The 14,166-nt window shown below is 26.9% G+C and carries 8 protein-coding genes; 1 reads left to right on the plus strand and 7 read right to left on the minus strand.

Annotation, left to right across the window (positions count from 1 at the left end):
• Positions 1-2 precede the first annotated feature (2 nt).
• The 3 genes from KQI30_RS13225 to KQI30_RS13235 are packed head-to-tail and all read right to left on the minus strand — an operon-like array spanning position 3 to position 3,990.
• Positions 3-1,853: a protein kinase domain-containing protein gene (locus KQI30_RS13225; protein WP_367397860.1), complete on the minus strand. Its 1,851-nt coding sequence runs from the start codon at positions 1,851-1,853 to the stop codon at positions 3-5.
• Positions 1,854-1,858: 5 nt separating this feature from the next.
• On the minus strand, positions 1,859-2,650 hold the full coding sequence (locus tag KQI30_RS13230; protein ID WP_216463819.1) for a PP2C family protein-serine/threonine phosphatase: 792 nt from the start codon (positions 2,648-2,650) through the stop codon (positions 1,859-1,861).
• Between the two features lie 11 nt (positions 2,651-2,661).
• Positions 2,662-3,990, minus strand: a complete 1,329-nt coding sequence (locus KQI30_RS13235) for an FHA domain-containing protein (RefSeq protein ID WP_216463820.1) — start codon at positions 3,988-3,990, stop codon at positions 2,662-2,664.
• Positions 3,991-4,110: 120 nt separating this feature from the next.
• Between KQI30_RS13235 and KQI30_RS13240 the strand changes: the two genes are divergently transcribed.
• Positions 4,111-10,422, plus strand: a complete 6,312-nt coding sequence (locus tag KQI30_RS13240; protein ID WP_216463821.1) for an Ig-like domain repeat protein — start codon at positions 4,111-4,113, stop codon at positions 10,420-10,422.
• Positions 10,423-10,601: 179 nt separating this feature from the next.
• Here KQI30_RS13240 and KQI30_RS13245 read toward each other — a convergent pair whose 3' ends face one another.
• From KQI30_RS13245 to KQI30_RS17605, 4 genes are all read right to left on the minus strand, one after another.
• Positions 10,602-11,312: a Fic family protein gene (locus tag KQI30_RS13245; protein WP_216463822.1), complete on the minus strand. Its 711-nt coding sequence runs from the start codon at positions 11,310-11,312 to the stop codon at positions 10,602-10,604.
• A gap of 125 nt (positions 11,313-11,437) precedes the next feature.
• Positions 11,438-11,821 carry a hypothetical protein gene (locus tag KQI30_RS13250; protein WP_216463823.1) on the minus strand — a complete coding sequence of 128 codons (384 nt, stop codon included), beginning with the start codon at positions 11,819-11,821 and terminating at the stop codon, positions 11,438-11,440.
• A gap of 495 nt (positions 11,822-12,316) precedes the next feature.
• Positions 12,317-12,709, minus strand: a complete 393-nt coding sequence (locus tag KQI30_RS13255) for an immunity 50 family protein (protein WP_216463824.1) — start codon at positions 12,707-12,709, stop codon at positions 12,317-12,319.
• A gap of 17 nt (positions 12,710-12,726) precedes the next feature.
• Entirely contained in the window at positions 12,727-13,638 is a 912-nt protein-coding gene (locus KQI30_RS17605) for an HNH/endonuclease VII fold putative polymorphic toxin (protein ID WP_367397859.1), read from the minus strand.
• Positions 13,639-14,166 lie beyond the last annotated feature (528 nt).

The following is a 14,166-nucleotide window of genomic DNA, read 5'->3' on the forward strand; positions in this document are numbered from 1 at the left end:
CCCTATTCTAAGTTCTTTTTCAAATATAAATATTGTGGATCATTAGGACTTAAATTACTACATTCTTCCGTCTTTTTTAAATATTCTTTTGCCTCTTCTTTATTGCCCATAGTAAATGACAATGATGATAATTTCATATATCCTAAATAATGTTCCTTATTAATCTCAATAATTTTTTCATAAGCATTTTTAGCTGACTCATAATTACTAAGCTCAACATATATATCTCCAATATTCAAATACACATCAATACTGCTTTGTATATCTAGACACTCATTATATAAACTTAAAGCTTCTTTTAAATAATGTTCATATTCTACCTTATTACTAAACCTAATATTTCTTGCTTTTTCTCTATAAGCTGTAGCAAGCTTGTCTAAAACTCCATAATCATTTACACTTATTTTCTTTGCTTTTAGAACAACATCTACTTCTCTATCAAAAGCATTAGATAAAATATCTGCACCATAAGTATACATATCAGCCAAAGCTAGGTAAGATGCTACAGCAAAAGCCTTATCTTCTTTATTGTCATCAATAAACTTCTCAAATTTATTTAATGACTCTTGAAATTTTTCTACATTAACATCTTCAGGTGATATAAATTGCTTACTTATCTCCATAAGATAAGGGAAATCTTCTCCAACTTCTTTTTTATCAGTTACCTTTTTAAAATATTCATTTGCCTTTTCATAATTAACTTTGTACAAATAAGCCTTTCCTAATAAATAATTAATATAATTATCTTCTTTTAACGGCTTTTTTTGATCCATTAAATTATTTAAATATCTTATGCATTCATCATTTGCTCCCATTACTAAATAAGTCTTAGCACTTTCATAATATCCCTCTTTTTCATTAGATAGATATTCTTCAGCTTTATCAAACTGATTCAAAGCTTCTTTATAATCCATATTGTTTCTCGCTTCAATACCTTTACTTATAAATGAATGAAACTTCTTTTCTAATTCCGCTCCATACCCCTTCCATCCATTTAAAGCAATTATTCCACTTAAAAGAAAAGTACAACAAGACACCATTATTTTTCTTTTTCTACCTTTTACTCTCTGAGCATATTCGTCACCGAGCTTTCCAATATTATCTAAATCCTTTCTAAATTCTTCGGCATTTTGATATCGCAATGTTAAATCAACTTGAGTAGCTTTTGCAACAATATACTCCATTGCTTCTGAAAACTCACTGTTTATTGTTCTTAAAAGCGGTAAAGGAAATTCATTCTTCTTAGGCTTTATTCCTGTTAATAAATGATACATAGTAGCACCAAGTGCATATATATCACTTTGTGGACTTATATTCCTAGCATCATTAATTATTTCAGGACTAACATATCCAGCTGTGGCAAGTAACAGATTATCATCCCATTGTTCATTGCCTTCCTTTGCAATACCAAAATCAATTAATTTTAGTCTTCCTTCTTTATTTATCATTATATTAGCTGGTTTTATATCTTTATGAATAATAGGGTTAGGTTTTTGATTATGTAAATATTGCAATACATCACACATTTGTTTACTATAATCAACTACTTCCGTTTCGCTAAATCCTCCTCTCTCCTTCAATATACTTGATAAATTCCGTCCATCAACAAAATCCATAACTATATAGATATATGTATCATCATCACTTATATCTGTTATTCTTGTAAGGGCAGGATGATCTAATTTTTTCAAAACATTAAATTCTGCCAAAATATTTATATTGTTATTTTTTTTGATAACTTTTATTGCCCAAAATGTTCCTAACTTCAAATCCTTAGCTAAATATACTGATCCCATACCACCAACACCAAGTGTTTGTATAAATTGATATTTCGATTCTATTACTTTCCCCACTAATTTCAAACGTTAACACCCCTATTTCTCGAATATTTTATAGCAATAACAGAAATATTATCTTTTTCTCCTCTAGCTTTAATTTTTTCTATAAAGCTTGCACACACTTCCCCCATATAACCATAGTCACTTCCTTCATATAAATCATTTTTCATCTCTATAAAATCTTCATCTTTCATTTTGTTATAGAATCCATCGCTACATAAAACAAAAGTAGCTTTTTTTGATAGTTTCCCTACAAAAAAGTTTGGCTTAATATTATCCCCCACACCTACACATTGAGTTAATATACTCCTTTTTACAGTTTTACTTTTTTCTATATTTCCCTCTTTAAGAAGCTGATTATAATATGTATGATCTTCTGTTAGCTTTTTAACACTTTCATTAATGACATAAATTCTACTATCTCCAATATGACAAATATAAAATTTACCTTTTAAAATAAGCAATATAGAAGCCGTTGTACCAAGCCTTATATTATTTTCCTTGCCATAGTCAAACAATTCCTTATTTACCTTAATAAGTACATTTCTTAACTCAATTAAAAGAGATTTATCCTCTACATTATTTCCTAAAAAAATTCCTATCCTAGAATGCCACCAAACTTCCAATGCTGATACCATTTTTTTACTTGCCACTTCACCTTTTTCTAAGCCACCTAATCCATCGCATAAAGCAAATAATCCAAAATCTTTACCATCTATTTGGCCAACCTTAATTATAAAATTATCTTCATTTATCTGTTTTATTACGCCCTTGTCACTTTTTACCACTACCTCTATTCTTTCGGTTTCCACCCTTTACCCTCCTATAACTTAAATTCATATTCTACATTTGAAAAGACAATTTTATCTCCATCTGCTAACTTATATTTCTTATTTGCTTCAATTTTCTTACCATTTATTTTAGTTCCATTTTTACTATTCATATCTACTAAATAGAAATTACTTTTATCCATTATTATTTTTGCATGCACTTTTCCAACAGTTTGATTTTGAATAGGGTAATCTACTTTTTCTCTTAATCTTCCTATTATAAAATTGTTCTTCCAAATTGTAATTCTTTCATAATTTTCATCACTACAATTTATTAATGTTGCTAATTTTTCTTCACCTTCACTGTTAGAATATAAAAGCTCCGTATCATCACTTTCACTTCCTAGTACACTGACTTGCTCAAAGTATTTTATTTTATTCTTCTCCATTGGAATATTGTTATAAGATTCCTTCGAAAGTACGTTATTACTATACTCCTCTAATGTATAACTAGTTATACTTTTTTCTGTCATAGCATCTTTCTTAATATTTTCTGATCTAATAATATTAGTTGTTTTATTACTATTATTATTTTTAAAACTAGGCACAATTAAAAAGTTTCCAATGATTAATGAAACTAACATATCTATTACAACAACCATAATCACACATATCATTGTCACATTAGGATTGTCCCATATTATTGTATATAGTGAATATGATAAAATCCCTGTAAGTATTTGTGTAATTAAAATTAATATTACTCCTGAAAAAAAAGGTATATTTATAAACTTACATTTTCCCTTACTTTTATGTACTTTATTAATTGGCTTATCTTTAATTATCTTATTTAAATCTTCAACTAGTGAACATATATCAGTATAGTTTTCTAAACTGTTAAGTATATAACTTATTTCTTTTGAATATTTACTATTTATTTTTGAATATGTATTTGTTATATTTCTCAACAACTTTATAAGATTAATCTCATTCTCTTTTTTATTTATATCTTTTCGTGGTAAATACATAAGTCTAATATTCTTATTTTTTGTATCAATAAATACATGATTACTATCTAAACTTACTTTCTCCTCACATAAATTATCATTAATTTCACAATATAAATAACTCTTGCATATTTTTAATAAAATCGTAGTAAATTCCTTAATATCTATAACTTTATTTATATATTTATTTATTCTCTCTAATCCTTGAATTTCATATATAAGCTCCTTTGGACTCTTATTAGATCGAAGCCTAATATTCACTAAAATTGATTTATTAGAAAGTTCCTTTGCAGCATTAAACTCCTTAACAGTAAGACTATTACCAGTAAGTTTTTTTATAATAGTTTTTTCATTTACTTTTAGCTCATTTGTCATCAGATGACCTCCTTTAGTATTATTTATATTTTACCATATGATGCTTATTTTTCAATATTTATCTAATATTATTTAATTTTGTATAATTTCATTGTATAATTACCATAAAGGAGGTATATTATGTTAAAAAACAATCAACGATTCGTTACTCTGGTTTTAGTTGCCAGCTTAACATTTACACAAGTTCCTATTTATACTGAAACCGTTTATGCAGAAGATATTGTAAATACATATAATCATAAAAGCACAAAAGAAGATAATTATGAAAAAGCTTCAAGTTTTTTTAAAGAAAAGTATTTATCAACTATGGAAATAAAGAATGAATCTATTTTTTCTACGGATGTAAGTAACTTTGAAAATATGTATAGGTTATCATTAGATATCTATGATAATAATTTAATCACTAACTCTGATTCAAGCTCTATCACTTCATCGATTTACACAGAAAAGCTTATAGAAAAATTGCAATCATATTTTGATAATAATGATGATATTCTTAAAACTTTTTATACAAAAGACTCTTTAAACTTTGGATTAAATGGTATAAATTTAAATTATTATTTTTATTCAAAAAATACATTAGATGAAAATAATTTAAATAATATAATTAATAAGTTTATTAAAGATATTAACGATGAATTACAGGTAAATTTAGATAATACTAATGGGTCATATTCTATAACAAAAAATGAAGATATATCTTTTGAAGAACATGCTATTGATAATGTAATCTCTTCTATAGGTAAAACAGATGTATCTAAAAAACTGTTTAATATTAATTCACAAATTCCTAGCGAAGAAAGTATACCATATCAATTGAATATCAATGCTTATACTTCTATATCTTTACCTAAATTCTCAGAATCAGAAAAGATAGAATCTGTAGAAGTAGTAATAAACAATGATAAAAAATATCTATTATCTGATATAGAAGATGTATCTAAACTTTTACTAAATAATTTAAAATTAACTGAACCTACAAATATATCAGTAAAAATACTTACCGTTGATTCATCTGATAATATTAAAACATATTACTCTGAAAAAAATATTGAAAAATCCTCAAAATCTAAAGGATTTAATTTTGTTGTCGACTGTGTGGAAACTAAGATTAAAGAAACTACTGCTGAATATATAGCTTCAATATCATGTAATGAATCTATGAAAAATTCACCAGTTTTTTCTTGTGCAAATTTAAGCGATAATACTTCAGTAGATGTATCATCTATAGGCAATGAAAACATTAGTTTTGAGGGTACCCTTGATTCAGCTTTAGATTCACTTGATATATACTATATGGATTCAGATGGATACATACATTCTCAAAATTTTTCTGGATTTATAGATTTAAAAAATAAATACTTCTATGATTCCAAAGATTTGACATTAAATTTTAATGGTATTGCAAAAAAAGATTATTATGTAAAGGCAATTAATGATATTGATGTGTCAAACCAAAAATATATGGTAGAAAATAATTCTATAACCTTAGATTGGATTAATGAAAATTATTTTATTAATAATGGATTAAATAGTATAACTTTATCAAATAATTATAATACAGTAAAAATCCCTTTTTATGCTAATATATCAAATTTTAATTATACAATTTCATCCTCTGATCTTGATATAAATGAAAATGATAACTCAATTTTATCTAAGAATAATTTAAATGGAAATGAAATTAAAATAGTCGCCAATGAAAAATTAGATCCTGAAAAATGTAGCGTGGAATTTGACTCAAAGGAAAATAACTCTATTATAACTATAAATTATATAAATTCTCATACACTATCTATTAAACTTGATGAGAAAGATAACTATAGAGATATAAAAGAAAATCTCAATATAAAACTTAATAATAATAATACAATATCTTATAAGTTTATTAAGGACACATCAGCGCCGAAGATTTCTGTAAAAGATAATAATGTAAAAAATATTAATAATATTTACTACTTTAAAGGTGATGTAAAAAACGATAAAAATAATGCTATCTCATTTAATATTATAGATTCTTCCTCTATTAAAAATATAGAGGTCTATAAAGATGATAACCTACTAGATAAAAACCAATATGATTTTACAAATAATGTTCTAACAATAAAGAACTTAGAATTAGATAAAACATCAACGTATAAAATAGTAGCTATTGATGATTTTGGAAATAAAAATCCTGGTGAAACTTTTAATGTTTATCCTGATACAACTAGCCCTGAAATTAAGTTCATTGATAGTAATAATGATCAATATAGAATAGCTAATAATAACATATACATAATGTCTGATAATATAACTGAAAATAAGTTAACATTAAATTTTAAAATCTTTGATAATGAAGACCAATGTATTGATACTATTGATCCAAATTCTATACATATAAAATACAAGTTAAAAGATACTGATTACGAAATAAAGGATTTTCAATATAAGTTTGATCCTACTTCTTCTATTCAAAGTATTAACTTAACTTTACCGGAGGAATATGAACCATTCATGGGTGAAATATCTATTTCTGTTGATGACGTTGTTGGTAATAAAAGTGATGAAACAACTGGAACTATAAGATATTTTAGAGATAACATTTCTAGAAAAGATATTAACTTTTCATTTACAGGTACTATTTTAGATGGAACTACAGAGAAAACTCCAGATAGTATTCATTTTAAGATGGATGATAAAGATAATTTCACAACATATATATCTAAAGAATTAAAAGATAATATTATATCTTTAGATTTCAGTAAAGATTTATTAAATAATATTAACTCTGCATATTTAGTAAGATACTCAATTTCTAATGAAAATGGTACAAGTGATGTCAAATCATTATCTTATATCTCCAATGCTGTTACTAAAAACATACCATTTAAATTAGCACAAGGTGAAAATGTTATAGAATTTGAAGTATTATGTGAAAATAACAGATGCTATACAGGTAAATTTACTATAATTTATGACCATAGTCCTATTGACTTTTACTTATTAGATGATGACGGGAAAGAAGTTCCTCCTTCATCAAAAATATTAACAAAACCAATAAAAAGTCTTTTAATCTCAGATCCTAATTTTGCAGAAATACAATCTGCAACTGTTACTATTAATGACAAAGAAATACCGCTTAATGAATTAAAAAAAGATGGTAACAACTATTTATATGAATTAGATGATTTCAAAGAAGGCTTTTACTCTATAAGTTATGATATAAACTCTATATTTGATTCTAATGAAATTACAAAAACTGATTTTAATAATGATAATAAAAGTATATCTAAAAGCAAATCCTTTGTTTTTGATATAACTAAACCAACTATATCAAGTGATGTATTTACTGAAAATTATACTGATACTATAATTTATTCTACAGATTCTATAATTTCTATAGGAAAAGACTACAATAATACTGATGTTGATATAAATATAAAAGATAATTTAGACAATAAATTAAACCTAAGTTACAAAATAAAAAATATCTACAATGAAACAATAAAATCAGGTGACGTAGTGGACTTAAAACATAGTGAAATAGACTTTAAGTTAGATGAAAATTCATTTATTGAAAATGGACAATACTATCTTGAATTAATAGTAAGTGATGAGGCTGAAAATACAACTACATTTGTTAAACCATTTATAATTGATGATACAGCACCAGAAATTACAATCTCAGATATTGACTTAAACGAAAAAGATTATACAAACAACTCAATAACTCCTACAATAACTGTAAAAGATGATAGCTTAAAAGATGTAACAATAACACTTAGAAAATTTAATACTTCAACTAAAAACTTTGAGGATGTCTATGTAAATAATTATTCTGATTTTAATGTAGCAGAGGAATATACTACTTTCTTTAAGAAGACTCTAGATGAAATTAAAGAAGACGGTATATACCAAATCTCCGTTACTGCCAAAGATAGAAAAGATTTAGAAACAACAACTTCATCAAAAACCTTTACCATTGACACCGTTGCACCTTTAATAGATATGAAAAACTTCACAAACACTTTTTCTGATTGTATAGTTTTCAGTGATTTATCTGAACTTAATCATTCAATAAATATTAATACAACTAATGATGAAGATAAGAAAAACAGTATACATATCAATGATGAATATAGTAAAGATTATGAAATTGAATATAAAATTTTCAATATTGATAATAAGGACATACCAATAATCTCTGAAAAAAATCCAAAAGAAATAAACTTAGATAACTTAGAAGATGGAAGATATCAAATTGAAATTACAGTTACTGATGACGCAGGTAATAGCAATACTAATACCGGTAACTTTATTATTGATTCTACTTCGCCAATGATATCATTAAAAGATATAAATGTTCCATCTAATAGATTTACAAACACTGATTTTGGAGCTGATATTTCAGTTACAGACAATAGTATTGATAATATCGAAGTAAATATACTTAAATTTAATGGTTATAATGACGTAAATCCAAGTAACGCAATTAATACTATTGTTTATAATTCTAATGATATAAAAGAAGGTACTTCCTTTAATACAATTATAAATAATGAAACTACCAATGGGGCAATAAGTAATTTAGATAGTGGTATTTATAAGTTTGCTGTAACTACTAGAGATCGTAGTGGTCATAGTAAAACCACCTACTCTGATTTTATAATTTTAGATAAAGTTAATCCTACAATTAATACTAAAGATTTTACTAATGACTATACAAATTGCATAGTATGTACTAATACACAAAACACAAATATTACAATTGGTCCTGAAAATAGTAACTTAATTTCATTATCAGATAACCTAACTAACAACTATAAAATTCGTTACAAAATTTACTCTGAATATGAAACTAGTGATGCAGCCACAGAATATACTTATACTGGACCTATATCAACAAATAACCTATTCAGCGGTCGCTATAAAATAGACTTATATGTTTATGATGATGCAAACAATTTAACTACAACAACAGGGTGCTTTATTGTTGATAACGAAAACCCAACTGTAACAATTACTGGATTGGAAGATCTTAATAGCTTTGGTCATAGCAATAAAGAACTTAATGTAAATGTTACTGTAAGTGATCTTAGCTTAAGCAATACTGAAATATCATTAAGATATCCTGATGGAACATACAAAACCTTTAATACCTATGCTACTTTATCTAAGGAATTTTATGGGACATTTAACAACTTAACAGAAAACGGCGAATATATACTTACAGTTTCTTCTATTGATAGAGGTGGTCATAGTAATCCAACTATAACTAGAAAATTTACAATTGATACAGTTGCACCAAGAATTGAAGGAGCAACAGTAGGTGGAAAGCCTATTAATTCAACAGGTATGAACTACACAACATCAAGTTCATCACCTATCGTCTTTAATTTTAATGATAATGTAGTCTCCAACGATCAATTGAATTTAAATATTACAGTAACTAAAGATGGTACAGTCTACCCACTTAGCAATGGTGGCTGTCTTCATGAAGATGGTGTCTATAATATTACTGCCTATGCAACTGATTTAGCTGGAAATATATCAAATACATATAGTTTCACTTTAACTGTAGATACTAATCCTCCAAAGGTAACAATAGAAGGTATTAGTGATGGCTATTACTATAATAAAGATATTTCAGCAACATGGAAAGTTGATGATAACACTGCTACAATAACTGCAACATTAAATGGGAATTCATATGATGGCTCCCTAATAACAGCAGAAGGCGACTATACTTTAGTTGTTACTGCAACAGATCCTGCTGGTAATACTACAACTGAAACTATAAAATTTGTAATTGATAAAACAGCACCAAAAATTACTGTAGAAAATATAGAAAACCTTAAGTTATATACAAATAATGTGACTCCTCTTATAAAATGGGATGATCCTGATGCCGTTATAACTATGTTATTAAATAACATTAACTATCACTGCGAAGAAATAAATAAAACTGGATCCTATGTTCTCTATGTAAAAGCAGTAGATAAGGCTGGTAATATAAGCGATTTATCTCTTAAATTTAGATTAAATGTTACAAAACCAGAAATCACCTTTGTTGATCTAAATGATAACGACATAATTGAAGGTCCATTTACACCAAAGATCAAATTTGATAATACTGTAGAATATCATATGCTTTTAAATGGAAAAGAATATTATGGAGAAAAAATTACTGCAGCTGGTAAATATACACTAGAAGTAACAGCAATTGATACAGACGGTATCGAAACCAAAAAAACTATACATTTCACTATAAAAGATACAAAATCTAATGAAACTGTTGAAGAAAAAGAAATAACACCTGAAGAAAAGAAATCTAGTAATTTATCAATAGTAATACTAAGTCTTCTTGGTTTATTACTAACAACCATAGTTGGATTTGTTATTTACATATTTACTAAGAAAAAAGATGACGATAAAGATGACAATAAGTAATTATGTAACTGATGATTTTGTCCTATAGGTATAAAAAGAACCAATGCTTCTTTCTTTAGAAACATTGGTTCTTTTCATTGTTATAATCTATGATTGAGTATGTAAAACATTTATAATTCTTTTCTCCTACTATTTCTATAAGTTTACTCTTAACATCATAAATATTCTTATATTAATTATTAAAACATATCTATATTTTCAATTATAAAATCTTTTTGGTTTTCTATATAATCAACTAAAGGCTTTATATTTTCTTTTGAACAATTGCCCAAAGCCTTTTTATATTCTTTAGCTGATTCTCCATTCATATATTTTAATGCTAATCTATTATCTAAAAGTTGCTTTAGATAAATAAACCTACCTATTCGTCCATTTCCATCTTGGAAAGGATGTATACACTCAAATTCAAAATGAAACCTTATTATATCATCTATAGTAACGTTTTGTAATGAATTATAATTATTTATTAAATCACTTAATTTATCTTCTACTTCCCATGGATTTGCTGTATTAAAATTAGCTCCCAATATTCTATTTGAATATTTTTTAAATACTCCTGCTAATCCCATATCATATAACTTTGTTCTATACATTAAGCTTCCATGCCATTCTTTTATCATATCTAATGTTAATTTTTTATCTAATTCATCAATCACTATGTCAAATGTATAAAATGAATTTACTGTTTCCTGAACATCATCTAATGTATGTGTGCCTTGTACTATGTTTTTTTCAAACAACAATTGTAATGCTTCTGTTGTAAATGTACTACCTTCAATCTTATTTGAATGATATATAAAATCATATTTCAATATTTCGTTTAGTGAATTATGTATCCCCTTAGTTTCCTTAAGTACCTGTAAAAATCTATTGTAATCTATTTTTTGCATTTTAACACACCTCTTTCTTGTTTATAATATAGAATTAAAATTTTTCTATTTTTTTATAAACTTAAGATAAATTATACCATAGTATCTTTGCTAAAAAGATAATTATTTTGCTAATGGGAGAATTTTTAATTGATTTTTGGTACAGTAGTAGTATCAAACTGTTGCCCTGTATACTTTATTCTATTATGTACATTTTCCTCAGCGCTAAGAATGTTTCCAAAGCCATCATAATGATAGTAGTTTCTTATTGCTTCATCTTTATCACTTATTGCTATGGTACTACCTTGTTCATCACAGCTGTAGTAATATCTCTCTTCATCGATATCAGCAGCTACTACTTCGTAGCCTCTTGTGAATCTGCTTACTACATTCTCTTCTTTATCAAGTTCTACTAATATATTTTCTTTATTGTATATAAAGCTGCTTAGTTTTTCATTTTCTTCTATTTCGTATCTTAAACCTTCAGCATCATAGCGACTTATTAATGTGTTGCCTTCTTTTGTTACCACTTTTATTTGCTGATTTAAGGTATTGTATTCAAATATATTGTTTCCAGTATTTGTTTCTTCTTTTATTGTATTTCCTTGTTTATCGTATGTAAAGTATTTATGTTCTTTTTCTCCTACTATTTCTACTAGTTGATTCTTTACATTATATAAATACTTTTCTACTACATCATTAGTGGTTCTAGTTATCCTATTTCCTACGTTATCGTAGCTATAACTTTCTTTTCTTCCATCATAGTTACATTCTTTTAGGCGATTTATCTTATCATAGCTGTAATAGCTACTATGCTTTGATCCTGCTTTTGTTATTCTATTTCCATTAGGGTCATAGGCATATTTATAGTCTATTATTATTTCGCCCTTTAATAATATTGTGATATAGGAAAAGAGCTAGAAAACTTTTATTTTCTAACTCTTTCTATTTTACATATATTGAACCTCTTGAACAGTATGAATGAAGCCTACGACTAAGCTTGCTTAATCTCAAAAGCAAACATGCTATGGTGTACCTATTAAACCAGGAGTTATCTGTTCCACTCTTGCCCAATCAAATGAACATTTGATATGCATTTGATTGTTACATTTGATCTCTAACACTCCATCTTCTCCCATATCTTTAATTTCAAATTGATTAATCTCATTATTTGTTCCTAAACCGTTAATTCTTAAATTTCTTATCCCAAAGAAAGACATTTCTATATATACTACATCCCATTTGTCCCAACGTTTAGGTTTTATTTTTATAACTTCCTTTGTTAATAATCGTATAAATAATGTTGGTCCATCTCTCCTTAGTTGTAGATCTAGTAACTCTGAAGCATTCAAACTTGGTATATCACCAAATATACTAGTAAATGCCTGAGGATTCATTAGCTTAAATCTATTAATCATCTTATACACCACCTTCTCTATTTATTGTTTCTCTTATCAAAATAATAATGGTCTTCCATACCTTCTACTTTTCCAGTCCTTGTATTCTCAGCCGGTCTTACATTATGATAAGATGGTTGGTCTCCAATCCCCCCTTCACCAAAGTTATGTCCAGCAGAATGATCTTGAATCACTATCTTTTTGCCATTTACATCATAAGTCAATTCTCTAGTCATAATAGGTTGTTTATTCGCATTCAAAATCCAATTACCACTAGCATCCGTTAATGGTACCATATCCTGCCTAATAGGGTGTTGCGACATTGGTATATCTAATTGTCTTTTAACTTCTCTTAAACTAGCACTTCTATACTTATTATAAGTACTAGTAACTTGCTCAACACTCTTATTATTACCTTTACTACTACAATCAATAGTTTTCTTAGCATACCCACTAGGATCACAATACTCCACAGGATTATTTCCACAATAAGCATATAAATTAAGTCCGTCTCCTCTATATACATCTTCCTGCGTAAATCTACCTATTATCGGATTATAATATCTTGCCCTTAGATAATATTGACTAGTAGTTACATCAAACTGTTGCCCAGTATATTTTATTCTATTATGTACATTTTCCTCAGCGCTAAGAATATTTCCAAAACCATCATAATGATAACTATTTTTTATTACTTCATCTTCATCACTTATTGCAATAGTACTACCTTGTTCATCACAGCTGTAGTAATATTTTTCTTCATCGATATCAGCAGCTACTACTTCGTAGCCTCTTGTGAATCTGCTTACTACATTTTCATCTTTATCAAGTTCTACTAATGTGTTTTCTTTATTGTATATAAAACTACTTAACTTTTCGTTTTCTTCTATTTCGTATCTTAAACCTTCAGCATCATAACGGCTTATTAATGTATTGCCTTCTTTTGTCACCGCTTTTATTTGCTGATTTAAGGTATTGTATTCGTAGTTATTGTTTCCAGTATTTGTTTCCTCTTTTATTGTATTGCCTTGTTTGTCGTATGTAAAGTATTTATGATCTTTTTCTCCTACTATTTATATAAGTTGATTTTTTACATTATATAAATACTTTTCTACTACATCATTTGTGGTTCTGCTTATTCTATTTCCTACATTATCGTAGCTATAACTTTCTCTTCTTCCATCATAATTACATTCTTTTAGGCGATTTACTTTATCATAGCTATAAAAACTACTATGTTTTGATCCTGCTTTTGTTATTCTATTTCCATTAAGGTCATAAGCATATTTGTAGTCTATTATTAGTGTTCGTAAAAGAGTGTAAGCGTCAAAGTTTTGGTACCTTTTATTAATTTATAAGATATATTAAAATATCCCGGTAGGGCGATTTAAAGCCCTATCGGGATTTATTTATTTCTTGATTTTGACTTTTAGATTGTCAGGAAGATTATTTGCCCAAGGCATTAGATTTTCTAAAGC

It is taken from the genome of Clostridium bornimense, assembly GCF_018917145.1.
GTDB lineage: Bacteria > Bacillota > Clostridia > Clostridiales > Clostridiaceae > Clostridium_AN > Clostridium_AN bornimense_A.